The organism is Virgibacillus sp. NKC19-16, assembly GCF_021560035.1.
GTDB lineage: Bacteria > Bacillota > Bacilli > Bacillales > Amphibacillaceae > Virgibacillus_L > Virgibacillus_L salidurans.
In genome coordinates, this window is the sequence record NZ_CP074373.1 from 3,644,590 (window position 1) to 3,667,599 (window position 23,010).

Here is a 23,010-nt window from a genome sequence, read left to right on the forward strand (position 1 = left end):
CCACTATTTTTTATTTTCCAATGCTCTCGTTACCATACTGAATACAAAGTAACTCATACCACTAAGCCCCATAATCCCTGATAGAACAAGGAAATCATTTTTTTCAACAGACAACATGCTTACAGCAAACAAAATAAAACAAAATATTATCCCTACAGTGCTCAGGATAATGTTCTTCTTAATATTCATTGAATTATCTACCTCCTGTAAAACAAATCTGTTTTTAGATACAATAAGTGAATCTCCGGTGTAACATTTTGCACCATATAGGCCAATAAGAGCTAGGAATTATTTTTTAATTGTAACTACGATTCTTGCATTTCCAAATCCGTTTAATTCTCTTCTCCCTCCTGCAGCCTCTGTTCCTTCACTTCCAAAAATCTTAGTGCTAGGTAGTAGGATAATCCTGCTATCATACATGCTAGAATCCATTCTATATTAAATACAAAATCTTCCCTACTAATAACTGAATTAATAAAAACTAAAGTTCCACCCGCAATACCTCCTGATAAGATATAATTAAACCATCGTATACCTTTATTAATGCGTTCTATAAGCATAGACGTAAGTACTCCAACCAAGAGAAAAGCGGGCAAAGCATAAATATAAACAAATAATAAACCATCAATAGAAAAAATTAGAGAATCGTTATGTATGATAATCCTATTAAATATATTATGTATAATGAAGAACAAAGACAATACCAAAGGAGCTAAAAACGCGGCTATTACTTTAAGAATATATATGCCCCTAATCTGTGCAACCACATCATGAGTTATTACATACAACCTGACCCATAGTCAATTCCTATTGTGCCACTCCTTATCACGATCAAAAACCATTTCTATTACGGCAATTATCAATGCAGCAATAATCTCTGTTTCCAGGGAAAGTGTAATGCTTTGCATAAACTCATCCACTGTGAACAAGACCATCCAGTTCGTTGCGCCTTCAATGCTGAGTCTGGTCCAAAGTATCTCTATTTTCCCTTTTATATTTTTGACGAGCAGCTTGAAAATTGGTTTGGAAAACAGTTCGACGATGACGCCTAAAATCACGTAACTGACAACAAAAACAATCAATGACCAAATAGATTCATACTCAACGCCGAGCAGCATAAAGATCCCCGTTATTCCAAAAAAATAAATCCCCAATACAAAGCCAACCACAAAGATGATGAGAAGCGCTATTCCAGCAACTGTTGCCGCTTTTTCTTTTTTATTCATATCACGAAATGAATTATTTTTATGTTCAGGCATAGATGTGTTTCTCCTTTTACTCCCTTCAGATAATACATGTTACTTTTTATATAACAGCTTAAACCTTTCACAAACAACAGGGATTTTGTCATGAAACTCCTGATCTATATGATGAAATTCTTTTTTAAAGAAGGCTTCGTGAACTTCGCGCCAATAATCTAATGTACGATCACCTTCACCTTCCAAATACGCGAATTCTGCCGTAACTTCATCAAAAGGAACCACTTCTACTGATACAGTTTCTGCTATTGCAACAGCTTTCCCATCCCCATCGAGGATAATATTGTGAAGACCGACGTATGGTAATTCCTCATTATCTAATTCATATAAATTATAATTTGACGCTGTTGCTGTTTTCGTTCCTTCTAACACTAATTTTGCAAGCTCATCAGCCATTTCCTTTGAATCACCAAATGCCCAAGCTTCATAATCTTTCGGTGCAATTGGGTTCATTTTTCGATAATCTTCCCACATTTTGTTAATCGAATCATTGCTCATATCTATCAACCTGCTTTCTATCTATCTAATCATTTTAAATTATAACATCTTCTCCATATTTATATTCGTTTCGATGTACCCTAATTTCTCATATAAGGACCATGCTATTTTGTTGTGGCCGAAGACGTGAAGCCCTATACTTACCAATCCTATCTTTTTAGCTACGGTTTCAATTTCCTTCATTGCTTGCTTACCGTAACCCTTACCCTGGTTGCCTTTCCAAATATTGATGTCATAAATAAACCCTTTTTCATTTGTTCGTTGCGTGAGCCAAATCATACCAACTTCTTGATCACCGTCACGAATAGTAAATAAATAGTTGTGTACCGTTTTCTCTCCTGCAGGTAAGAGCTTTTCATATTCTTGTTTTGCCTTGATCATTGCCTCGTGTTGTTCCCAATTACCAGACTTCATTTGTTCGTTTGCAAAGTTTTTAATTGCATAACTATGATATTGCTGAAATTCAACAGCATTCATTTTTTGTAAATTAATGTCCATTTTCTTCTCTCCTTATATTTTTCCCTTACTCGAATACATTTCCTCACAATCTCCATTTATTTTAACATAACCTTCAAATTATTTTTAAATTAATTTCCAAATTATGAGCCCATAGAAAAATTGGTATGAAAATCAATATCAATCAGCAAAGGAACTGTCGCCATGCTTTAAATTATTCAGTTCTGGGTAGTTAAAGCTGCGATTTTTTGTTACTCTTAGGAGGGTAAGCGTTTTTACATAGATCATTAGTAATGGGGGTTTTGTTATGAAAAGATTAGTCATTTTAGGTGGGGGTTATGGTGGGCTTAATATTTTGACGGGATTACTGAACCATCAGCTGCCTGAGGACATACATATTACAATTATTGATCGAAATCCATACCATTCCGTGAAAACAGAATTTTATACGATTGCGGCAGGAACCTCAGCGGAAACGGATGTACGCGTGAGTTTTCCCGATGATAAACGAGTGAACTATGCTTATGGAGAAATCACAAAAATTGATACCGAAAATCAGCAAATTTTGGTGAGAGAACAGAGCTATCCGATTCTTTATGATTACCTGGTGATTGGACTGGGATGTGAGGATGATTATCACGGAGTTGAAGGTGCAGCGGAATTCACACATAGTGTACAAACATTCGCCAAAGCCAGGAGGACGGGTCTTGCAGTGGGGAATCTAGATGCCTATGGAAAAGTTACCATCGTTGGTGCAGGCCTGAGCGGTATCGAAGTCGCTTCTGAAATTAGGGAAAGTAGAAAAGATCTAAATATCAGACTACTGGACCGGGGGGAATCTGTATTAAAGGCATTTGATACAAAAATTCAGGAGTACGTGCAGGATTGGTTTGTAAAAAATGATGTTGACGTCTTCCACCGCTCCAGCGTGGAATATGTAGAGAAGCAAGGCGTTTGCAACAAAGGTGTATGTTACATAGATGATGTCACGATTTGGACAGCAGGCGTACGACCGAATTATTTAGTAAGGGAATTGCCACTTGAAAAAGACGAGCAAGAAAAAATTGTGGTGAATGATTATTACCAAGTACCAGGACAAGAAAATATCTATGTGGTTGGCGACTGTGCTTCATCTGTTCATTCACCGAGCGCACAACTAGCAGGACAGCAGGGGGAACAAGTCGCTGAGGTGTTGCTGGCTGTATTGCAAGATAAAAAGCCAGCGAAGCCAAAAGAAATAAAACTTAAAGGAACACTCGGATCCTTAGGAAAGTCAGATGGGTTTGGAAACATGATGCAAAAATCAGTAACAGGATACCTGCCTCGGCTGGCCAAGTCCGGTGTACTTTGGTTGAATAAGCGGCATTAATTTAAGAGCCATGATCTCAGAGTGAGATTGTGGCTCTTTTGTAACTTTACATAAAATTAACTTGCTCTTAGCACTGTCTTAAAACAAATATAGTACACTTTAAGTAGAAAATAACACAGCTTATCTGGAGGTGTACAATGCGATTGCTTGCTAAAGTAAGTGTCTGTCTTGGAGCTGTCCTTTTGTATATGCTGTAACTAGAATTATAACAATCGCAGAAAATGAATGTTTTTATATATCCTTAGGGCTCTTGAATGGTAACCAAGAGCCCACCCCCTGATTTGACAAAATACGACAAATTTCGGGTCGTGCCTGTCACTTTTTATCAAATGGAAATAGTTTTTGCTTTTTAGCTTCGTCTGCATGGTCTGTGATTATTTCGTCAAAGAGTTGCTGCGGATCTTTGTCTTTGGTATTGATGCGCAATTGTTCTGCAGATTGTATCACTTTCACCTCTTGAACTTCTTTATGGACGTCAATCCATTCTTTCCCTTCTGTGTCAATGCCCAAAATCGTTGCCTCGTATTTGACGGCTGTTTCGAAAACTTCCTTTTGCAGTGTTTCAAGATCTTTTCCTTCTGTAGCGATATCTAAGTCATTCGCTCTTTCTTTCAGCCTTTCTTCCTGGACTTCTTTAGCTAATTCCTCCGGTTCTTTCCCTTCCGTTTCGATGCTCATTTCTTCAGCTTTTTCCTTCACTTTTTGATGATGTACTTCTTTTGCAAGCTCTTTGAAATCTTTTCCCTCTGTCTCCATATCCATTTCTTCAGCTGCTTGCTCTACCTTAGCTTCCTTTACTTCTTTTTTTAAGTCTTTCACGTCTTTTCCTTCCGCATCAACACCAAGTTCCTCTGCTTGATACTTTAAAAACGCCTCACTTTTAAAAAAGCCTATCTTTCCGTGCCCCTTCTTATCATCCTTCTCCTCTGACTTCCATACCTCATCATGGGAATCAGCAGAAACCGAACCCTGCCCCATAATCCCGAGTGAAAGCACCATTGCAGCAAGTATAAATGAAATTTTTCTCATCTTGTAACCGTCCTTTCTCGTTTGAAATTTACTTCGTCTTTTAGCATTTCCAATTCTGGGAGATAAATGAGGGAAACAAGCCGAATTTTATTCATAATCAGTCCCAATAAGAAAAAACGCTCCTAGTTTCTTGTAGGAACGTACCTTGTAATTTTAAAATCATCATTTATTTGTTGAAATGTTTGCTTTGGAATAAAGTTTGATTATATTCTACCTTGATCTTCCAGAAACCTGCCAATTCCAGGATAGTATTTATTCCTGACTAGCATCCGATTGCGGCATTCTTTTTTATAATAATTGATCATTAGAAACACAGGTCCTCGAGTTTTATCGGTCATTTCATTGCGTAACGCTGTGAATGTGTTCTCTATACATATAGAATGACGATATTGCTCCAACTACTATTGAGATTATAATAGGCAAAAACATATACTGCCTGTAAAATTACGATTCACTTGGTACAAAGAAAAGAAAAAAGACAAGCGAAAGTAACAATGCATAGAACATCTGTCTCTCTATGCGGAATTTGAGCAACAATGTATGATCATCACCATTTCGTATCTTCTTCATATATATTCCATAAATAATCAACGAACTTAAGGCGACTAGTATCCCGATCAAAATGAATAAAATAAAATTATCAGTGCTATGTGCCAAGAAATTATCCATTCGGTCGAATATAAACATTAAAACCCATCCTTGTTAAGTTAATATCTTTCATATCCGTTGGGGCAGCTCCTCTATCGGAAGTATATATTTAGCCTAATCAGAAGTATCGGTATGAAACACTTTTAGTTTATTCCAAGTCGATTTCCAATTCTTTTTTGTTATGCGGTCTTCGTAAATATGCAGACGTTGTTTATCCTCTGTAAAAAATGGGGTAGGCTTCACCTCTAAATGGACAAGATCGCTAATTCCATAAGGAGCTATTAAAATCACGTTATCTTTTTCATCTAATCTTACTCCTAAAGCTGTCGCTGTTTCTGGAAACTTAGAAATAGCATCAACGGAAGAGGTATAAGGGTGGATATTGTTATTAATATGCATTCTTGCTTCATTTTTCACAGACCAGGGAGTGTCAGGGATAAGAATCCTAAGCATTTCTTCAAGTTTCTTTTCCTCAAATTCATTACTATTTTCAGGTTCAAAATAAATGACATCAATATCCGGAAGCGGTGTTCTTTCACTAAAATTATGTAATGTATCCCATATTTTTGAACGAACAAATCCAGCGCATATCCACCAATCAGGTAAATTCAATGATTTTGCGGATAGTAATATATCCATCATCCATTCATCTTCTTTAATAAGAGAGATGATTTTTTCTCTATCAATTATTATAAAAATCACCCCTGATCCATCTTCAACAGAACTTAGTTACTAAGTATATTCATTCATATTAGATACAATCATTCTAACATAAATATTCAGAATTACTTGCAAGAATTATCGCCTCTCCGAAAAAATAAAAAGCGATGTGATTTTATGGAAACCACACCGCTAATCGACCTTATTCATCCTTTTTGCTAATATACTCGTTCGGTTCCTCTCCGCCTTGGGTATTACTATTTTTAAATTGACTCTTCCGCCCGTTACGGTGTTCGCCGCTTTGTTCATTTTTCTTAAACATATTATTGAACTCTTTTCCTTTGTTGACCATATTTATCAGAACCCCTTTATATATGATTAGAAGTTAGTTTTTGATTTATTGGGGTTTTTATTCGTAAGGTTATGTTTGAACCAGATCACTAAACATGGGCTATATATAAGCTATCAACAACCCACCCAAAGCACCTGTCACCACAATAACCCATGGCGGAAGCTTCCAATAAACCAACATACTGAATAAAATTGCTGCCAGTGCAAAATCAATTGGCTCATGAATCGAACTGGTCCAAATTGGGTTGTAAAGTGCAGCGATTAAGATACCTACAACGGAAGCATTTACCCCGATTAATGCACCTTTGATTTTCGGGTTACTGCGCAGAGCGTCCCAAAATGGCAGTGTGCCTAGTATGAGAAGGAATGCAGGCAGGAAGATGGCAAAGGTCGCAAATAGACCGCCTTGCCAGCCGTTAATGACTGCACCAATATATGCTGCAAATGTAAATAATGGTCCGGGAACTGCTTGAGCGGCGCCGTATCCTGCTAGAAATTCCTGTTCACTAAGCCAACCTGCAGGAACAAATTCCTGTTCCAGTAAAGGCAGGACGACATGACCTCCACCAAATACAAGCGAACCGGAGCGATAAAAACTATCAAATAAGGCAACCCATTCGACGGATGTAAGATTTCGTAATATAGGAAGAAATATTAGTAATCCAAAAAATAACGTTAAACTAATATAACCTATACGACGTGAAATCGGAAAATGGGAAACGACTTGTTCTTCTTGTTGGGTGTGCTGGCGATAAACAAGAAAACCGACAACCCCCGCCAGTAAGATGACACCAATCTGGGTGTAAGCTGTTTGCCATAGTAACGTAACTATCAAAGCAAATAAAGCAATTGTTTTTCGTTGCAAGTCAGGCGTTAGTTTTTTGGCCATACCCAGGACTGCATGGGCAACAACGACGACAGCAACTATCTTCAATCCATTTATCCATCCTGCATCTGCTATATTGAACGTATGAAGAAGGGAAGCGAATATAATAAGTGCAATAACAGATGGCAGTGTAAAGCCTAGAAAGGAGATCATTCCTCCAACTATGCCCCCACGCATAATACCGATGCCAATTCCAACCTGACTGCTGGCAGGGCCAGGCAGAAACTGACAGAGCGCAACTAAATCTGCGTACCCCTTTTCGTCCATCCACTTTCGTCTGCGGATATATTCTTCGTGAAAATATCCTAAATGTGCTATAGGTCCACCAAATGAAGTTAATCCAAGTCTGGTAGAAACAATTAAGATTTCCAGCCATGTTTTCAATTTATTATTCATGTTTACACCGCCCCTCTAATCTTTTATCTCTTTAAATAATTCATACGCCTTTGCCCGGGCTTGTTCAAGAATTTCTTCCCCTTTGCTCGTTGCTGTATAATACTTTCTTATTTTCCCATCTACGTTTCGCTCTTCTTTCAGCAAAAGTCCGTCTGATTCCATATTGTGAAGGATTGGATATAGTGTCCCTGCGCTGATTTCATATCCGTGCCCCTCTAGCTCTTCATGCATCCAAGCACCATAGATAGGGTGCTCCTTTGCGTGATGCAGGATGTGTATTTGTATGAATCCTAAGAAGAGCTTTCTTAATATTTTGTCTTCCAGCTTGATCCCTTCTTTCCGTTATCGAAATCCAATATCGAAACCCGATATTGATAAAGTACCATGTTTTATTTTACAATTCAATAGCTTTTACTAAACTTTACATTTACTTCATATTTTCAAGGCCACCCTCACTTAAACCACCCGTTCTCCTTAAACTTTGAGATGGCCTCAATCCGGTTGCTCACATCCAACTTATCCAAAATCACGGATACATAGTTGCGAACAGTACCATTTGTGATAAAAAGCTCGTTTGCAATTTCTTTTGTCGTTTTGCCATCAGCAATAAGCTTAATAACCTGCTCCTCCCGGCTAGTCAACGGGCTTCCATAATCAAATGCCATATCTACCAATTCCGGTGCGTAAATGCGCCGGCCATCCATAATCGTACGTATAGAACTGGCCAACTCTTCACTTGGACTGTCTTTAAGCAGGTAGCCACTTACCCCGGCTCCTCTTGCACGTTCAAAATATCCTGTACGTGCAAATGTAGTCAGCACAATTACTTTACAAGCATCATCCTTTAATTCCTCTGCTGCTTCAAGTCCGCTTTTGAGTGGCATTTCAATGTCCATGATGCATATGTCAGGCTGTTCTCGTTTCACAGCGTCCAATGCTTCTTCCCCGTTCCTGGCTTTTCCGACCACTTCCATATCTTCTTCCAAATCAAGTATAGATCCAAGCGCGCCAAGCAGCATGCGCTGGTCTTCAGCAATTACGATGCGAATCACGACAATGCCCCCTTCTCCATTTGTTGAATAACTTGCGGTACCTGAATTGTCAGGGTTGTGCCATTTGAAGCATCTAGGCCTAAGCTTCCGTTCACAAATTCCAGGCGTTCTTTTATACCTTGAAGGCCATTTTCCTTAAACGTTATTTGATCAGGGATACCAATTCCATCATCCTTCACTTGGAGAATCAGCGCTGTAGGAGATTGTATAATCGATACCTTGCAACTTGCGGCCTGACTGTGCTTGACAACATTTGTGACAGCCTCTTTTAAACACATGCTAAGCACATTTTCAGTTAGCAGTGGCGTATATTTAAGCTCCGGATTTCCTTCTAAATGGAATTCGATCTGTGCAGCCTGCAGGATTTGCTGGATACGGATCATTTCATCCTTCAATTTTTCCCCTTTCATATCTGAAACCATTTCACGCACTTCTTTTAACGCTGTTCTTGCCGTCTGGTGGATATCATGCAGTTCCGATTTGACTGTTTCCGGTTTTGCTTCCACTAATTTTCCGGCCAAATCACTTTTCAAACCAATGAGGGAAAGCTTTTGCCCCAATGTGTCATGCAGGTCGCGCGCAATCCGATGCCGTTCCTCCACAACGACCAATTGGGAAATTTTTTCATTTGCATCCTTTAATTGATCCTCCAGCCTCTCTCGCTTATTCCGATTATATAATGTAAACGGCAGCAGAATAACACCGATTACAGCAATGATGATAAATGGCAACTGAGATAGGAAATATTCATTCTGTGTAAAAAAACCGACACTGACAGCACCGATCGTCGTGACAAGATGAACCACGTACAGGGCGACGAAACCACCTTTATGCTGAATATTCCCGATGTAAAAGGCTAAAAACAACGCAAAATAGACATAGCCGAGAAGCACTGTCATCACGATGCTTATTACCATATTTAAGCTCACCGATAAATATACCGTCCATGTCCATTCTTGGGAAAGAAAGGAGACCCTGTATATCGTGAAAAATAATAAAATCATCACAATACCGAAAATAATTTCCCAAATTCCTGACGAACGAAAGACGAAATAGAATGGCAAAACACAAAATATAATCCAGGCATAGGCGCTGAGCCCGGTGTTTTTCGGGATGATGTGATACCAGCTTTGCATGGTAGGGGCCCCTCCTTTTTGATAAGTATAACAGAAAAAGCGACCCCCAGGAGGCCGCTATTTCATTTCGTATTTATTTTTCCTGAAAGCTTGACTTTTGTTCGCCCAGATCCAGGTTCAAATTTCTTTTTCTCAGCAGATCCTTAACCTCTGAAAAACTTACAAACGATTTATTAGCTTCATCATAAAGCCTGAAACGAATCGATTTTAAACTGGAAGCAAGCGTAATCGTTGTTGCCTGTTGTAGTGGCGGCGTGGATTCATGTGCCTTCTCTAGATTATAGTTCGGAACCCTCGGACTCAGGTGATGCACGTGATGGTAGCCAATGCTGCCTGTCAGCCATTCCATTACTTTCGGAAGCTTATAATAGGAACTTCCATCAACCGCAGCTTTTACAAAATCCCACTCATCCTCATTTTCAAAATAAGAATCCTCAAACTGGTGCTGAACGTAAAATAACCATATTCCAGCGGCACCTGCGACAAACAGAATCGGCAGCTGAATGATCAAAAATGCCTGCCAGCCGATTGCCCAAATCAGCAGTCCATAAATAATAGCGACAGAACCATTGATCAAATACGTATTCATGCGTTCTTTCCGTTTTGCCCCTTTTCGATTAAATCGATTAGAAATCAGGAAAAGGTAAATCGGGCCTAGACCAAACATAACAATAGGAGTCCGGTACAAGCGATATGCTAGCCTGCCCCAAAAGGATGCAGCAACATATTCATCCACCGTCATCACCCATACATCTCCCGTGCCGCGCTTGTCCAAGTTGCTGCTCGTTGCATGATGGATCGCATGGCTTCGTTTCCATTTGTCAAAAGCAAATAAAGTAATAATCCCCGTAATCGTACCGACAACCCGGTTCGCTTTACTGCTTTTGAAAAATGACCCGTGCGTGCAATCATGGAAAATAATGAATGTCCGAACGACAAATCCGGAAGCAACGACTGCTAATGCAACGGTTAGCCATACGGAAATGGACAAGCTTTGGTATGCAAGAAACCAAATCAGGAAAAGCGGGATGATCGTATTGATCAGTTGTATGATGCTCATCCGATGATCTGAACTTGCAAACGGGATGACACTTTTTCTCAATTGCGCCTGTTTTTGTTTACTCATAACATACATCCTCCAAAGATAGGAATTTTCGGTGATACTATTCTCTATCTTTATTGTAGCTATAAACCACGAGCCAAAAAAGGCATAAACGTCAAGGATGTCACATGACAAATGTCATATATTTAACGGGAAATCCATTCGACAAATTTTGGCATATTTCGGGTGGTGACAGGCACCTATTCTCTTCTCCTAGACATAACCAACAGAATCACGCCAATCCCCAGCATGATCGTTGCGCTAGATGTAAATGGCAGGCCAAATACTTCTGCAGTTGCTCCTGATAGGCTAGATCCTGCTACCGAACCAAGGGAGAAGAAGGCGTAGAAAATACCATATGCTTTGCCCCGGTCAACCATTGATGATACCTCTGAGACAATCTGGTTCATCGAAGGAAATACGAGTGCGAATCCAATTCCGTAAATCACCATTAATAGAAAACTGACCCAAGGAATCGCCGTAAAGTTTAGGGAAAGGTGCACGAGTCCAATGACCGTCAGTCCTGTGATCACTAAATAAATGGGAGGAAATTTTTCATATATGGCATTCGTCGGACTTACAAAGATAATGATCGCGATAATCCCGAATGTCGTTAAAAGCATTCCCGTTGTTGCGGAATCCAGCCCCATTTCCCCTACCTTTAATGGTAGCGCGAACGCTAATGTTCCATTACTTACCATAAGCCCAAAAGCAGCTAATGAGGCTTGTATCAGCAATGGCTGTTTTAAAAGCGGAATAAAATCGCCAAAGACAACTTTATTTCTTTCCTTGGAGGAAAAAGATTCTTCAACAAAGTACACGATTAATACAGAGCTGATAAGGAAGAGTATAGCAACGAGCCAGAACACATAATCAATCTGCGCTCTTGCGGCCATGATGCCACCAACCGCGGGCCCAATAATTGCGGCTATCCCGATACAAGCACCGGTTAGAGCCATTGACTTCCCTCTTGATCCTTCCCTTGACTTATCCCCCACATAAGCAAAGGCCGCTGGTATCAGCACACCCCCTGCAACGCCGTGAAGAAGCCTTATTACGAAAAGCTGTTCAGGAGTCCCAGCAAATGGATAGAAGAAAAGAATAACCGCTCCGCTAAGCATACCGATCAACAGAAGCTTTTTACGGCCGAATAAATCAATCCAATGCCCACCAAAAATATTACCAATCATATTTGTAAGCGAATAAACAGCAACAATAGCCCCCGCCATAAAATGAGAGGCCCCTAATTCCAACGCGTATGGTGTAATAATCGGCAGTTGAATAAATGTATCTAAAAATGAAACAACAATAATAAAATATAAAACCTTCGTCATTCTAAATCCCTCACTTTCAATACCTATTATAAACCACTCAAGAAAGAAAATCTCACAATAAAATTTAACAAAAACCGACAATTTACGGGTGGGGGCCCGTTCGGGTTTCGACAAAATACGGGCGCGTGACAGGCACTGTTCTGTTTTTGTTCGGTCTCTCATCCAATAAATTTACAAAAGCTTTACATTATCAACATATCTTCTTAACATTCGTCTACTATACTAGCAATTGAGGGCGGACAACGCTCTAAAATTAATAGATACCTAGGGAGGGCAATTGTTTATGAGGTTCAAGAAGGCTTTATTTTTGCTTCTAATAGCTGCACTGGCTGTGGTGCTTGTAGCCTGTGGAGGAACGAGTGCAGAGGAAGGCGAAGAGACCACAGAATCTGAAGATACATCCTCAGAGAACGCAGAATCAGAAGGTGACAGCGAATCGGAGGAATTAGAAGGGGAAGTTGCTATTGACGGATCAGGAACGGTTTATCCGTTAATGTCTACAATGGCTGAAGAATATATGGTAAATGAACAGCAAAATGTTTCAGTTGAAGTCAGTCGCGCAGGAACTGGCGCCGGATTTGAAAGATTCCTAAATGAAGAAACAGACTTCAACGATGCATCCCGTCCCATTAGTGAAGAAGAACAAGCAACTGCTGAGGAAAATAGTATTGAATATCAAGAAATGAAATTAGCATTAGATGGACTGACCATCGCAATCCACCCGGATAACGACTGGGCAACTGAACTGACAGAAGATGAAGTGATTGGCATCTTTACTGGTGAATATACGAACTGGTCTGATGTTAATTCAGAATGGCCGGATGAAGCAATCAACACATACGGTCCAAACGAAAACCATGGTACGTATGAATTCTTTTATGAAGATATTCTTGGCGAAGAACCTTTAGCTGAAAATATTAACCTGCAGCAGGAATATTCCACACTGGTCAGCCTGGTAGCAGAAGACGTGAATTCAATTGGATTCTTCGGCTATGGTTACTATGAAAGCAACCAGGATCAACTGCAAGCAGTAGGCATTGACTTCGGTGAAGGAGCTGTCGAACCATCCCTTGATACGATTGGAGAAGAAGGCCCATATGCCAACTTCACACGTCCAGTGTTTACTTACTTGAATGTTGGAATGGCTCAGGAAAAACCGCAAGTAATGGATTACGCTCTTTGGGTTATGAATAATGTTAGTGATTTTGCCGGGGAAACTGGATTCGCACCAATTCCTGAAGAAGAAATACAGTCACAGGTTGAGGAGCTTGAATCCTTGCAACAATAAAAACTTGATTTAGTTTTATAGCAAATGTCAATAAGATGAGAGCATATAGTGCTCTCATCTTTGCCACTTTACAGACGCTAGAAGGAGCTATAAGAATGGCAAATAATAACAATAAAAACAACAAGATTAATGTTAGCGAAATGATCGCAAACAACAAACAGAAAAAGAGTTTTTCCAATATAACAGAAAAACTGGTTCCTGCACTTCTTTTTCTCATCACAACTGTGTCCATTTTGACAACTATCGGGATTATCTACACATTGCTTTCTGAAGCGATTGAATTCTTCAGACGTGTGCCAATTTGGGATTTCTTTACAGGTATCGAACTGGATCCATTTGGTGCAGACCCCCAGTTTGGCATATTGCCACTGATCAACGGTACGATTATTTCCACCCTCATTGCGATGGTTGTTGCAGGCCCAATTGGGTTAATGACTGCTATTTATCTGAGTGAATTCGCCTCAGATAAAATGAGAAGAACACTAAAACCGCTGTTGGAAGTGCTTGCCGGTATACCTACCATTGTGTATGGCTTTTTTGCCTTTACATTTTTAACACCGATCCTGCAGGCAGTTATTCCAGGTCTTGGACTAACTAATATTCTCAGTCCCGGTATTATTATGGGTGTAATGATTATACCAATGATTGCCTCACTTTCTGAGGACGCCATGACTTCTGTTCCAGGTTCCATGCGGGAGGGAGCACTTGCGCTTGGTGCAACCAAATTGGAGGTATCGCTGAAGGTGGTTATTCCTGCAGCATTATCTGGAATTATATCTTCTTTTGTACTGGGAATTTCAAGAGCAATCGGTGAAACAATGATTGTTACCATTGCCAGCGGAAGCTCCAAGGATTTCACCTTTGACATTACCCAATCGATGCAGACAATGACCTCTTATATTGTCGAAATCACAAGTGGCGATGCCTCCACTGGAACAACCATGTATTACAGTCTTTATGCTGTTGCTTTAACCCTGTTTGTTTTTACACTAATCATGAACTTGCTTGCAAGGTATATCTCTCGCAAATTCAGGGAGGAATATTAAAATGGAGCACTTAGATACAAATCAATTCGAAAATAGAATGAACGCCCGAGTTAGAAAAAATAAAATTGCCAAAGGGGTATTTTTCCTGGCAACGATCTCCGGGCTTATTGTACTGGCAATTCTATTGATCCGTGTTATCAGCCAAAGCATCGGCTGGATCGATTGGAACTTCCTGACAGGCAGATTATCAACAGATGCCGAACAAGCGGGTATCATGGGGGCGATCCTCGGGACAGCCTGGCTAATGCTTGTTGTGGTTCCTGTTACCTTTATTTTAGGAGTAGGTACAGCCATTTATATTGAGTTATATGCGAAAAAGGGACGTGTTCAATCATTCATTCAAACGAATATTGCTAACCTTGCAGGTGTGCCGTCCATCGTATATGGTCTCTTAGGATTGACGATCTTTGTAAGGGCCATGCAACTTGGGAATGTTGTTTTAGCCGGAGGGTTAACACTGTCCCTCTTAATTATGCCTATTGTCGTTGTTTCTGCACAGGAAGCGCTCCGTTCGGTACCACAGGATTTAAGCGAAGCGTCTTACGGAATGGGTGCAACAAAATGGCAAACCATCAAGAAGATCATTCTGCCAGCAGCATTGCCTGGGATCATGACGGGCACCATTTTAGCCCTTTCACGCGCAATTGGCGAAACAGCGCCGCTGACAGCGCTCGGTATACCAGCACTCTTAATTCCGTTCCCGGAAGGACTGTTTGACACATTTACCGCACTGCCAATGCAAATTTACTATTGGACACTTGATGCTGTTCTAACAGAGGAATATGCATACCTAGCAGCTGCAACCATTGTTGTATTGCTTTTATTGTTGTTACTGTTGAACTCAATTGCAATATTTATAAGAAATAAGTTTCAGCAAAGATATTAATTTTATAAAAAGGAGTAGTGATGAATAATGAGCACTGCATTAGAAAAGAAAGTAGAGTTGAAATTAGTAGACAATAAAAATCCAGAAGAAAACACAGATGAAAATAAAAAAAGCGTCTATAACACCAATGATTTAAACCTATGGTATGGGAATACGCACGCATTAAAAGATATTAATCTGTCAATCCATGAACAAGAAGTGACGGCAATCATCGGCCCTTCAGGCTGCGGCAAATCCACATTTATCAAGACATTAAATCGTATGGTGGAACTTGTCCCGAGCGTTAGCACGACAGGCAATATCACGTATAAGGACAAAAATATTTTGGATAAGTCCTTTAAAGTGGAGGATTTACGGACTCGCGTTGGAATGGTCTTTCAAAAACCGAATCCATTTCCAAAATCTATTTACGAAAATATCACATACGGCCCGAAAATCCATGGTATCCGCAATAAAAAAGTACTAAATCAAATTGTGGAAAAAAGCCTTCGTGGAGCTTCTCTCTGGGAAGAAGTCAAGGATCGACTGAACGAAAATGCATACGGCCTTTCCGGCGGGCAGCAGCAGCGTTTATGTATCGCTCGTTGCTTAGCTATTGAGCCGGAAGTCATCTTAATGGATGAACCAACTTCATCCCTTGACCCGAAATCAACATCGCATATTGAAGAGCTCGTTCAGGATCTTAAAAAAGAATACTCCATTATCATTGTTACACACAACATGCAACAAGCTGCCCGAATCTCAGATAAAACAGCTTTCTTCTTACACGGGGAAGTGGTTGAATTTGATAAAACGGATAAGATTTTTAATAACCCGGCTGATGAGCGAACCGAGGATTATATTTCTGGGAGATTTGGGTAGGAAAGGTGTTGGCGTGAGCTTGATTGATAATATGAGGTTAAATGACTATCAAATTGTTTGTTGATTTGATGGTCTTTTTTTGTATGTGTTTTTGATGCTTTGCTGTGTTCTTTGGGGGCCATGAACCACTTAGGTTATTAGTTGGGTAACTTTCACACGCTTTCGGCATTTAGGACCGCCCTCGGTTACCGTTCCTGCACAGCCGATAGCAAGGTTTGCAATGAAAAAATTACATGCCATGCAAGCAAGATAGAACGTGTAAATGCGTGATACGCGGCCGCTCTGTTTGCCATGTTTTTGAAACAAATTAGCCGATTGATGTTAGTTACAATGTCAGTCGGCTTTTCATGTTTTTCACTCCCACTCTCCCACCGTTTCCCGCACCATTTCAATCATTTGCCTTAGGTCGTCTATTGGTACTTGTCCTGGAGCTGAGCTTTGCACACCTAGGCCGAATGTTATGATGGAGCCATATGCCCAGCCTATGATTCTGCTCAAACTACCCATTTGCCCCATCGACATGGTCACAATAGGAATGGCGAGCGAATCATCCGCCTCCTTTGTTACTTCCAATAATCGTAATACATCCTCTTTTGTTTCAGGCATGACTGCTACTTTAACGATATCAGCTTCGTAAAATTCAGCCTTGAATACGCGTTTCATTATTTCTGAGCTTTCTGGTGTAAAATTAAAATTATGATAAGACAGGATCAATTTTTTGTTATGTTCTTTGGAGACGCTTCTTAATTCTCTAATATGCTCTGGGTCATTGGATACTTCAAAATCAATGATTGCAACACCTGGACTTTTACATATTTCGCTTAATAAATGAACCTTTTCTTCCTGCGTTACGGAGATCTTTTCTCCGCCTTCCTTTTCAGATCGAATGGTGAATAGAATGGGCGTTTTGCTAGTCGTGGCGATTTCCTCTGCTATAGCCAAAACAGAATCAATATCATGTATCTCTTCAAAGAAATCTGCACGCCATTCAATTAAATCCGGTTGCTTTGGGATAATCATTTTTAGCTCATCATGAATCTCTTCTTTATTTTTTCCAGTTAACGGTATGCAAATATAAGGGGGCTTTTTGTTATGAAATAGCTCTGCAGTCATGAAATTTCACTCCTTTAACGTTATCATTTATCGTAACTTACTATTGAAACTTTCGCAATAGAGAATGAGTCGACCAGACATTGCGCAAACTACGCTTAAGGAGGTAGTATGTATGAAAAACAAGAAGAAGAAGAACAAGACCACGATCGCTTCCAATGAGGCCGTTCATGGCAAGCCGCATCTTGATATTGATCGTGCGATTAATATGAGTCCGTTAGATTATCCTGATCATTATCGCAAAGATAAAAAGCTTGGACAATAGGACATTGCCCAAGCTTTTTTGTGAGCTCCACTACTTCAATTCAAGCAGCTTCCCTTTTAGTTCGTTTTCCATACTGGCTATTTCTTTTTCTGCCTGCTGGCGTTTTTCCCTTCCTTCTGTTTGGATATTCATCGTTTCTTCGATGGTTGTGATAAGATCCTCCTGCGTTTTCTTCAATGTTTCAATATCAACCAGGCCACGTTCATTTTCTTTCGCTGTTTCGATGGAATTGGTTTTTAGCATCTCTGAGTTTCTTTCTAGTAGTTCATTCGTTGTGTTAGACACTTGTTTCTGTGCCTCAACAGCATGACGCTGACGGATCAGTGTGAGCGCAATTGCGATTTGATTTTTCCAAAGTGGAATCGCGGTTAGAATGGATGATTGAATTTTTTCGACCAATGCTTGGTTTGTATTTTGAATAAGACGTATTTGTGGCGCGCTTTGTGTGGTGATTTGCCGGCTTAGTTTCAAATCATGCATGCGTTTATCAAGTCGCTCGACAAATTGCAGTTTATCGTTTACCTCTTGCACATCCATTTGATTCTGACTCTGCTCGGCTTTTCGCTTCAGCTCGGGGATGGTTTTCTGCTCTAGCTCCTCCTGCTTTACTTCACCGGCAGCAATATAAATATTCAACGCCTCGAAATAATCTTTATTTTTATCAAACACTTCTTGCAGCATGTCATTATCTTTGGTTAATGTACTTTTATAATGATCCAGTTTAACACTGATTCGGTCAATTTGCGCACCGGTTTTTTGATATCTCGAGAGAATTTCATTGACGGATCCCTGAATTTTTCCAAATATACGGGAAAATAATCCACGCTTCTCCGGCTGTAATTCATCTGGGTTTACTTGCTCGAGTTTTTTCATTAAGTCTTCCAGAATCCCGCCGATTTCTGAAGCATCATTACTTTGGACATGCTCAAGCATCGAATGGGAAAAATTCAGCAGCTTGTTCTGAGCTTCTGTTCCAAACTGGGTGATTGCCTGATAATTATTCGAATCGATCTGTTCTGCAAGCCGGATTGCTTGTTGCCTGCTTTCTTCATCCAAAAGATCGATTTGTCTTTGCGGCTTGTCCTGCTCTTGTTGAGTATTGGTGGCTTGCGTGGCGTTTTCCTGATTACCAAACGGATTTGCCAGTAAATCTTCTATTTCGTTCGAGCGTTTCTGCTCATGTTGTTCATTCATTTCAAGGCCCTCCTATCTGGTTTTTTCCTTTTGTCTATGGATTGCTTGGCCACATCCAGTTCAAAATCCAAGATGTCCAAGTCATCATTCAGCATGATGTGCAAATCCTTCTTAACAGTTTCGTTCATGATCGCCAGCGTGTGACGAGTGTCTCGCAAAGACTGATTTATCTCTTTTGTCCTCGATGGCTGTTCGGACAAATACGCATATTTCTCGGTTAATGCCACAAGGGAGTCCAAATGTTCATAGTAAAAGCGTTCTGCTTTATAGAAACGCTTTGGATCCTTTTTCGTGTTGGCATAAATTTTCCGCACTGTCATCATAGTTTCAAAATTTTGCTTCGCTTGTCCGAGACTCCGGACACTTCGTAAGGCTCGATTAAGACGTGTTATTTTTTCCTTCGCTTCTTTCAGGTTTTGTTCGATAAATTTATATTCTCTACGACTCAGGCCATTCTGCTTTCGATGGCGGAAATCCATAATCTGTTTCATGGAAATATAAACTGCCCCTCCACCAAGGATACCGTACAGACCAGCTAGCCAAATCGTTTGCTCAAAGGCGAAAAAGCTGATCAGCCATGTGAGGGCTGTGGCTGAAGTGGCGGACATGGATCGTACTATAAATTGAAGAAATCCTTTCATATCTTCCAGCTCCTATATTAAATCCAATTTAGATAGATTAGTTTGGATTGGATAAACTTTAGAAAAGTCCATACCTCTTATACGATTAAAAACGGCAAAAGGTTTCACTTTCATTTTACGTCATGACGGTGCCTCGTGCCAAGCGAGAGGTATTATTATGCCTAATATCCGAAAAAGATATGCTAGTCCGGGGCCTGTCCCTTCACCGCTCTACCGCATTCATGTAGTGAGGGAAAGAATCCGTTTTAACGACACATTCCGACAAAATACGGGTGGTACAGGCACTGTTCGGTGGTTCTGCATTTTTCACTGTGGTGTAGAATATAGTATACTAGAAAGAGTAGTGTGTGTTCTGTTTTATGGAGGTTTTAGAATGAATCTATCAAACATCATTTCAAAATTGCAGAATCGACAGCCCGGCATCCTTGGTCAGGAGCAGTTTCGGAAGTCTGCGGTGCTGCTGCCACTTATTGAAGTAGAAAATGAAATTCATATTTTATTTGAAGTCAGGTCGATGAAGATGCGAAGTCAGCCTGGTGATATATGTTTTCCAGGTGGGAAAATAGATAGCATAGACAAGGATCCTCGAGCCTGCGCAATCCGTGAGACAACAGAAGAGCTCGGGATAAACGAAGCTGCTATTGATGATATCATCCCACTTGATTACATCGTGGCCGATTCCGGCAGAATGATTTATCCATTTATCGGCAGCATTACGAATCTGGATCAAATTCAGCCAAGTGAAGCCGAAGTAGAAGAAGTGTTCACTGTACCTTTGGCTTTTTTTCTCCAAACAAAGCCGGATGTATATAAAGTGGATGTTCAAGTCGTCCCAGAGGAGAATTTCCCTTTTGACTTAATCGTTGGTGGGGAAAATTATAACTGGCATACGCGGCAAATCGATGAACTTTTTTATCAATATGACGGAAAAGTAATTTGGGGGCTAACAGCCAAGATACTGACACACTTTTTGGCGTTGCTGGATAAAAAATAATATTAGGAAATACCCTTGCATGAAGGGTACATGAACAGAGAAGATTCATGTACCCTATTTACATATGGTTTTATTCGACAAATTTCGGGTGGTGACAGTACAGGCACTGAAAAAGGCAAACAGTAGGGAGCTACTGTTTGCTTTATACATGTTTATACTTTTTTCAAAGCTTCTGCAATATCTGTGTCGCCTGATATCAAATCAAAGGCTTTTGTATGCGCATTTTCCTCGGTTAAGGCTGTGATAGCTGTCCGGGCAACGTCCTCACGTGGAATGTCACCTCTGCTTAAGCTATCTGCTGCAGCAATTTTGCCGGTGCCTGGTTCGTTTAGAAGGCCGCCTGGGCGGAGGATGGTATAGTTTAAAGCACTTGCCTCTAGCATTCTATCTGCATAATGCTTAGCTGCAGAATAATGAGCAATCTTTTCACTCCAGTTTTCTCTCTTATGGGTCTGAATAGCACTAACCATGATAAAGCGTTTCGCTCCGGCTTGCTCTGCAGCCTCTATGGATTTCACCGCACCATCAAGATCGATTAAAATGGTTTTATCCGAACCAGTACTAGCCCCGGATCCAGCAGTGAAGATAACAGCATCACAACCTTTGGCTGCTTCTGTAATCCCGTCTACACTGCCTTCCAGATTAGTCACCACAGCTTCTACACCGGATTGCTGTAAGGCCTCAGCCTGCTCTTCTTTACGTACCATCGCTCTTACTGTATGTTCGTTGCTGTTTTGCAGTTGATTGACGATATGTTTTCCAATTTGTCCATTTGCACCAATTACAAGAACTTTCACGATAGTATGCCTCCCTTTTATTGGTTTATATTTTTAATTATTTCACAACTGTTATCCGCTATCAAGCAAATGGTTTCAAATCAAGGTTTATCATCTTCATCCAAAATCATATCCGGATAAAATTGGTATGTATCCAAATCCACTTTTCCCGTCTCGCTAACCTCTATACCTTCATCCTCCAGCATCGACTTCTGATTCATGATGCCTTCCTCACTTTTCAACGCAATCTGTCCCTTTACATTAATGACTCGGTGCCAAGGCAAATCATATTTGCGGCTCATGGAATATAAAATGCGAACAACCTGACGTGCTCCTCGTGGACTACCCGCAGCACGGGCAACTTGCCCATATGTCATCACCTGCCCCTCAGGGATTTGGTGTAGTACTGTAAGAACGTTCTCTGTGAATTGCTTCATGTTTTCACTCCTCCTGAGGTGCCTGTCCCCCCGCTCCACTAAAGTCATAAAGGGGACAGGCACCGCGGATCCGTTCGTTCTATAATAACATCAATTGCTTGATGAAATGCTGCAAAGGCCTCCAGTGCTTGTCTTATGTTTTTGCGAAGATAGACGGTTACCTCGACATCGGGTTCCAGCTGAAGTAAGCGAATATGAAGTCGCCTGTTTTTTCTATCCAGTCCAGGGTCTATCCGGCCGATCAAGCGGTCCCCGGCTAGAATTGGCATGGCGTAATAGCCGTAGTGGCGTTTGGCCTTTGGTGTATATACCTCCCACTTATAGGTGAAGTCAAAAAGGTCGACTAGACGCTCCCGGCGCCAGAGTAAGTTATCCAGCGGTGGAAGAAATCGGATTGGTGCTTCGTTCGGCGAAAATACTTGCTCGCCTCGTTTATGTTCTCTTAGCTGATCAAGATCTGTGGCCAATATAAAATAGTTTTGGCGAACGCCTTCGATTTCCAATGGGATAACTTTTCCCGAGTCAACACGCTTCATAATAGCCGCCCGACGTTCTGCTACGCTTAACTTTTGCCAACCGAATCGAGCGTCTCCAGCGTCAAACACACGATAGGCGCGCAAGTATTTTTCCAACAGTGCCTCGTTGGATTGAGCTTCGTCTATGCTTTCAGCGTTCTTCAGTAATTCAGGCGGTATAGTACGCGCTGTCAGATCAAAAAACCGCTCACTTCCCTGTCTCCTGACAACGCGAATCTTTCCGATGTCTTGCAGTAGATTAAGAGCTTGGGATGTTGCTTTGGTCTTGGGAAATTTATTGTCCCATCCCCCGTGGACACGCTCTGTAGAACGAAAATCCCGGGAAGGAAGCTCCCCTTCCCGGTGCAATCTTTCCAACACATTACATGCAGCAGGCTCAAGCTTATCCAGTTCTGCTTGAGTTCGCGAACGAAATCGATTCCGAGTTGCTTCAAATATCGGATAATCCTCCATTGGGATCGTGCAAGCAGCATTCGCCCAATACTCAAATAACTCCCCTTGAGATAATAGCTCATTTAGCATTGGAGGCTCGTATCCAGGAATTCGAGCTGCAAGTACAAGATGCTGATTACGCTCAACAGAGGCGATGGGGTCAAGCTGAACACACTCAAGCTGCCGAATCATCCTTAAAGTGGATTCTAGTACAGAGCGGGAGGCCTCCGTATCTTCACCACTGTGAAGAAGGCTTTGCGTATCAAGTAAAAAGCGACGAACATCACGCCTGCTTACATGAATTGGCTTCATAATATCTCCACCTTGTGTTAATAGTAGCTTGTCTATCTTATATTATATAGTATGGG

The 23,010-nt window shown here is 40.8% G+C and carries 28 protein-coding genes; 7 read left to right on the forward strand and 21 right to left on the reverse strand.

The features are described 5' to 3' along the window. Nucleotides 1-3 precede the first annotated feature (3 nt). From KFZ58_RS18130 to KFZ58_RS18150, 5 genes are all read right to left on the reverse strand, one after another. Entirely contained in the window at nucleotides 4-189 is a 186-nt protein-coding gene (locus KFZ58_RS18130; protein WP_235792685.1) for a hypothetical protein, read from the reverse strand. Nucleotides 190-332: 143 nt separating this feature from the next. Further along, on the reverse strand, nucleotides 333-560 hold the full coding sequence (locus tag KFZ58_RS18135; protein WP_235792686.1) for a hypothetical protein: 228 nt from the start codon (nucleotides 558-560) through the stop codon (nucleotides 333-335). Between the two features lie 240 nt (nucleotides 561-800). Beyond that, complete coding sequence (locus tag KFZ58_RS18140) at nucleotides 801-1,259, reverse strand: regulatory YrvL family protein (protein ID WP_235792688.1); 459 nt, start codon at nucleotides 1,257-1,259, stop codon at nucleotides 801-803. A gap of 39 nt (nucleotides 1,260-1,298) precedes the next feature. Further along, nucleotides 1,299-1,757 (reverse strand): ASCH domain-containing protein, encoded by a 459-nt coding sequence (locus KFZ58_RS18145; RefSeq protein WP_235792689.1) that lies wholly within the window; start codon nucleotides 1,755-1,757, stop codon nucleotides 1,299-1,301. Between the two features lie 39 nt (nucleotides 1,758-1,796). Beyond that, entirely contained in the window at nucleotides 1,797-2,255 is a 459-nt protein-coding gene (locus KFZ58_RS18150) for a GNAT family N-acetyltransferase (RefSeq protein WP_235792690.1), read from the reverse strand. A 265-nt stretch (nucleotides 2,256-2,520) separates the two neighbouring features. On the opposite strand from KFZ58_RS18150, the gene KFZ58_RS18155 reads away from it, so the two are divergent. Continuing rightward, nucleotides 2,521-3,582: an NAD(P)/FAD-dependent oxidoreductase gene (locus KFZ58_RS18155; RefSeq protein ID WP_235792691.1), complete on the forward strand. Its 1,062-nt coding sequence runs from the start codon at nucleotides 2,521-2,523 to the stop codon at nucleotides 3,580-3,582. 315 nt (nucleotides 3,583-3,897) lie between these two features. Here the strand turns inward: KFZ58_RS18155 and KFZ58_RS18160 are convergent, their stop codons facing one another. From KFZ58_RS18160 to KFZ58_RS18205, 10 genes are all read right to left on the reverse strand, one after another. Next, complete coding sequence (locus tag KFZ58_RS18160; protein ID WP_235792692.1) at nucleotides 3,898-4,611, reverse strand: hypothetical protein; 714 nt, start codon at nucleotides 4,609-4,611, stop codon at nucleotides 3,898-3,900. 444 nt (nucleotides 4,612-5,055) lie between these two features. After that, nucleotides 5,056-5,298 (reverse strand): hypothetical protein, encoded by a 243-nt coding sequence (locus KFZ58_RS18165; RefSeq protein WP_235792694.1) that lies wholly within the window; start codon nucleotides 5,296-5,298, stop codon nucleotides 5,056-5,058. A gap of 75 nt (nucleotides 5,299-5,373) precedes the next feature. Then, nucleotides 5,374-5,901, reverse strand: a complete 528-nt coding sequence (locus tag KFZ58_RS18170; protein ID WP_235794777.1) for a nucleotidyltransferase family protein — start codon at nucleotides 5,899-5,901, stop codon at nucleotides 5,374-5,376. A gap of 220 nt (nucleotides 5,902-6,121) precedes the next feature. Next, nucleotides 6,122-6,271, reverse strand: coding sequence for a hypothetical protein (locus KFZ58_RS18175; RefSeq protein ID WP_235792695.1), 150 nt, complete (start codon nucleotides 6,269-6,271; stop codon nucleotides 6,122-6,124). A gap of 99 nt (nucleotides 6,272-6,370) precedes the next feature. Next, a complete protein-coding gene (chrA, locus tag KFZ58_RS18180; RefSeq protein WP_235792697.1) occupies nucleotides 6,371-7,552 on the reverse strand; it encodes a chromate efflux transporter in 1,182 nt (393 codons plus the stop codon). Between the two features lie 15 nt (nucleotides 7,553-7,567). Then, nucleotides 7,568-7,876, reverse strand: coding sequence for a PadR family transcriptional regulator (locus KFZ58_RS18185; protein ID WP_235794778.1), 309 nt, complete (start codon nucleotides 7,874-7,876; stop codon nucleotides 7,568-7,570). 128 nt (nucleotides 7,877-8,004) lie between these two features. Beyond that, nucleotides 8,005-8,604, reverse strand: coding sequence for a response regulator transcription factor (locus KFZ58_RS18190; protein WP_235792698.1), 600 nt, complete (start codon nucleotides 8,602-8,604; stop codon nucleotides 8,005-8,007). Further along, nucleotides 8,601-9,740, reverse strand: coding sequence for a sensor histidine kinase (locus KFZ58_RS18195; protein WP_235792699.1), 1,140 nt, complete (start codon nucleotides 9,738-9,740; stop codon nucleotides 8,601-8,603). Before KFZ58_RS18195 ends, KFZ58_RS18190 begins: the two co-directional genes overlap by 4 nt. A gap of 73 nt (nucleotides 9,741-9,813) precedes the next feature. Then, on the reverse strand, nucleotides 9,814-10,866 hold the full coding sequence (gene desA / locus KFZ58_RS18200; protein ID WP_235792700.1) for a Delta(5) desaturase DesA: 1,053 nt from the start codon (nucleotides 10,864-10,866) through the stop codon (nucleotides 9,814-9,816). 176 nt (nucleotides 10,867-11,042) lie between these two features. Continuing rightward, nucleotides 11,043-12,176, reverse strand: coding sequence for an MFS transporter (locus tag KFZ58_RS18205; protein WP_235792701.1), 1,134 nt, complete (start codon nucleotides 12,174-12,176; stop codon nucleotides 11,043-11,045). Between the two features lie 283 nt (nucleotides 12,177-12,459). On the opposite strand from KFZ58_RS18205, the gene KFZ58_RS18210 reads away from it, so the two are divergent. From KFZ58_RS18210 to pstB, 4 genes are all read left to right on the forward strand, one after another. Continuing rightward, entirely contained in the window at nucleotides 12,460-13,464 is a 1,005-nt protein-coding gene (locus KFZ58_RS18210) for a PstS family phosphate ABC transporter substrate-binding protein (protein WP_235792703.1), read from the forward strand. A gap of 95 nt (nucleotides 13,465-13,559) precedes the next feature. After that, nucleotides 13,560-14,510 (forward strand): phosphate ABC transporter permease subunit PstC, encoded by a 951-nt coding sequence (gene pstC / locus KFZ58_RS18215; protein WP_235792704.1) that lies wholly within the window; start codon nucleotides 13,560-13,562, stop codon nucleotides 14,508-14,510. 1 nt (nucleotide 14,511) lies between these two features. Beyond that, on the forward strand, nucleotides 14,512-15,396 hold the full coding sequence (pstA, locus tag KFZ58_RS18220; protein ID WP_235792705.1) for a phosphate ABC transporter permease PstA: 885 nt from the start codon (nucleotides 14,512-14,514) through the stop codon (nucleotides 15,394-15,396). Between the two features lie 27 nt (nucleotides 15,397-15,423). Continuing rightward, nucleotides 15,424-16,257 (forward strand): phosphate ABC transporter ATP-binding protein PstB, encoded by an 834-nt coding sequence (gene pstB / locus KFZ58_RS18225; RefSeq protein ID WP_235792706.1) that lies wholly within the window; start codon nucleotides 15,424-15,426, stop codon nucleotides 16,255-16,257. A gap of 354 nt (nucleotides 16,258-16,611) precedes the next feature. Here pstB and aroD read toward each other — a convergent pair whose 3' ends face one another. Continuing rightward, nucleotides 16,612-17,370 carry a type I 3-dehydroquinate dehydratase gene (gene aroD, locus KFZ58_RS18230; RefSeq protein ID WP_235792707.1) on the reverse strand — a complete coding sequence of 253 codons (759 nt, stop codon included), beginning with the start codon at nucleotides 17,368-17,370 and terminating at the stop codon, nucleotides 16,612-16,614. Between the two features lie 112 nt (nucleotides 17,371-17,482). Here aroD and KFZ58_RS18235 point away from each other — a divergent pair, with 112 nt between their 5' ends. Beyond that, nucleotides 17,483-17,632, forward strand: a complete 150-nt coding sequence (locus KFZ58_RS18235) for a hypothetical protein (RefSeq protein ID WP_235792709.1) — start codon at nucleotides 17,483-17,485, stop codon at nucleotides 17,630-17,632. Nucleotides 17,633-17,662: 30 nt separating this feature from the next. Here KFZ58_RS18235 and KFZ58_RS18240 read toward each other — a convergent pair whose 3' ends face one another. After that, nucleotides 17,663-18,826, reverse strand: coding sequence for a toxic anion resistance protein (locus KFZ58_RS18240; RefSeq protein WP_235792710.1), 1,164 nt, complete (start codon nucleotides 18,824-18,826; stop codon nucleotides 17,663-17,665). Beyond that, nucleotides 18,823-19,467: a 5-bromo-4-chloroindolyl phosphate hydrolysis family protein gene (locus KFZ58_RS18245; RefSeq protein ID WP_235792711.1), complete on the reverse strand. Its 645-nt coding sequence runs from the start codon at nucleotides 19,465-19,467 to the stop codon at nucleotides 18,823-18,825. Before KFZ58_RS18245 ends, KFZ58_RS18240 begins: the two co-directional genes overlap by 4 nt. Before the next feature lie 373 nt (nucleotides 19,468-19,840). On the opposite strand from KFZ58_RS18245, the gene KFZ58_RS18250 reads away from it, so the two are divergent. Continuing rightward, entirely contained in the window at nucleotides 19,841-20,461 is a 621-nt protein-coding gene (locus KFZ58_RS18250) for an NUDIX hydrolase (RefSeq protein WP_235792712.1), read from the forward strand. A gap of 152 nt (nucleotides 20,462-20,613) precedes the next feature. Here KFZ58_RS18250 and KFZ58_RS18255 read toward each other — a convergent pair whose 3' ends face one another. The 3 genes from KFZ58_RS18255 to KFZ58_RS18265 form a co-directional block, all read right to left on the reverse strand. Next, complete coding sequence (locus KFZ58_RS18255; RefSeq protein ID WP_235792713.1) at nucleotides 20,614-21,258, reverse strand: SDR family oxidoreductase; 645 nt, start codon at nucleotides 21,256-21,258, stop codon at nucleotides 20,614-20,616. 80 nt (nucleotides 21,259-21,338) lie between these two features. After that, on the reverse strand, nucleotides 21,339-21,674 hold the full coding sequence (locus tag KFZ58_RS18260; protein ID WP_235792714.1) for an MGMT family protein: 336 nt from the start codon (nucleotides 21,672-21,674) through the stop codon (nucleotides 21,339-21,341). A gap of 44 nt (nucleotides 21,675-21,718) precedes the next feature. Beyond that, nucleotides 21,719-22,954 carry a winged helix-turn-helix domain-containing protein gene (locus tag KFZ58_RS18265; protein ID WP_235792715.1) on the reverse strand — a complete coding sequence of 412 codons (1,236 nt, stop codon included), beginning with the start codon at nucleotides 22,952-22,954 and terminating at the stop codon, nucleotides 21,719-21,721. Between the last annotated feature and the right edge of the window lie 56 nt (nucleotides 22,955-23,010).

What these genes read in the sequence shown, in the direction of transcription:
- KFZ58_RS18170 (WP_235794777.1), bottom strand. Translation starts at nt 5,901, where the DNA reads ATGATGGATATATTACTATCCGCAAAATCATTGAATTTACCTGATTGG.
- KFZ58_RS18175 (WP_235792695.1), bottom strand. Translation starts at nt 6,271, where the DNA reads ATGGTCAACAAAGGAAAAGAGTTCAATAATATGTTTAAGAAAAATGAA.
- KFZ58_RS18155 (WP_235792691.1), top strand. Translation starts at nt 2,521, where the DNA reads ATGAAAAGATTAGTCATTTTAGGTGGGGGTTATGGTGGGCTTAATATT.
- KFZ58_RS18205 (WP_235792701.1), bottom strand. Translation starts at nt 12,176, where the DNA reads ATGACGAAGGTTTTATATTTTATTATTGTTGTTTCATTTTTAGATACA.
- KFZ58_RS18210 (WP_235792703.1), top strand. Translation starts at nt 12,460, where the DNA reads ATGAGGTTCAAGAAGGCTTTATTTTTGCTTCTAATAGCTGCACTGGCT.
- desA (WP_235792700.1), bottom strand. Translation starts at nt 10,866, where the DNA reads ATGAGTAAACAAAAACAGGCGCAATTGAGAAAAAGTGTCATCCCGTTT.
- pstC (WP_235792704.1), top strand. Translation starts at nt 13,560, where the DNA reads ATGGCAAATAATAACAATAAAAACAACAAGATTAATGTTAGCGAAATG.
- KFZ58_RS18140 (WP_235792688.1), bottom strand. Translation starts at nt 1,259, where the DNA reads ATGCCTGAACATAAAAATAATTCATTTCGTGATATGAATAAAAAAGAA.
- KFZ58_RS18245 (WP_235792711.1), bottom strand. Translation starts at nt 19,467, where the DNA reads ATGAAAGGATTTCTTCAATTTATAGTACGATCCATGTCCGCCACTTCA.
- KFZ58_RS18265 (WP_235792715.1), bottom strand. Translation starts at nt 22,954, where the DNA reads ATGAAGCCAATTCATGTAAGCAGGCGTGATGTTCGTCGCTTTTTACTT.
- KFZ58_RS18165 (WP_235792694.1), bottom strand. Translation starts at nt 5,298, where the DNA reads ATGTTTATATTCGACCGAATGGATAATTTCTTGGCACATAGCACTGAT.
- chrA (WP_235792697.1), bottom strand. Translation starts at nt 7,552, where the DNA reads ATGAATAATAAATTGAAAACATGGCTGGAAATCTTAATTGTTTCTACC.
- aroD (WP_235792707.1), bottom strand. Translation starts at nt 17,370, where the DNA reads ATGACTGCAGAGCTATTTCATAACAAAAAGCCCCCTTATATTTGCATA.
- KFZ58_RS18240 (WP_235792710.1), bottom strand. Translation starts at nt 18,826, where the DNA reads ATGAATGAACAACATGAGCAGAAACGCTCGAACGAAATAGAAGATTTA.
- KFZ58_RS18235 (WP_235792709.1), top strand. Translation starts at nt 17,483, where the DNA reads ATGAAAAACAAGAAGAAGAAGAACAAGACCACGATCGCTTCCAATGAG.
- pstB (WP_235792706.1), top strand. Translation starts at nt 15,424, where the DNA reads ATGAGCACTGCATTAGAAAAGAAAGTAGAGTTGAAATTAGTAGACAAT.
- KFZ58_RS18130 (WP_235792685.1), bottom strand. Translation starts at nt 189, where the DNA reads ATGAATATTAAGAAGAACATTATCCTGAGCACTGTAGGGATAATATTT.
- KFZ58_RS18145 (WP_235792689.1), bottom strand. Translation starts at nt 1,757, where the DNA reads ATGAGCAATGATTCGATTAACAAAATGTGGGAAGATTATCGAAAAATG.
- KFZ58_RS18195 (WP_235792699.1), bottom strand. Translation starts at nt 9,740, where the DNA reads ATGCAAAGCTGGTATCACATCATCCCGAAAAACACCGGGCTCAGCGCC.
- KFZ58_RS18135 (WP_235792686.1), bottom strand. Translation starts at nt 560, where the DNA reads ATGCTTATAGAACGCATTAATAAAGGTATACGATGGTTTAATTATATC.
- KFZ58_RS18260 (WP_235792714.1), bottom strand. Translation starts at nt 21,674, where the DNA reads ATGAAGCAATTCACAGAGAACGTTCTTACAGTACTACACCAAATCCCT.
- KFZ58_RS18250 (WP_235792712.1), top strand. Translation starts at nt 19,841, where the DNA reads ATGAATCTATCAAACATCATTTCAAAATTGCAGAATCGACAGCCCGGC.
- KFZ58_RS18150 (WP_235792690.1), bottom strand. Translation starts at nt 2,255, where the DNA reads ATGGACATTAATTTACAAAAAATGAATGCTGTTGAATTTCAGCAATAT.
- KFZ58_RS18160 (WP_235792692.1), bottom strand. Translation starts at nt 4,611, where the DNA reads ATGAGAAAAATTTCATTTATACTTGCTGCAATGGTGCTTTCACTCGGG.
- pstA (WP_235792705.1), top strand. Translation starts at nt 14,512, where the DNA reads ATGGAGCACTTAGATACAAATCAATTCGAAAATAGAATGAACGCCCGA.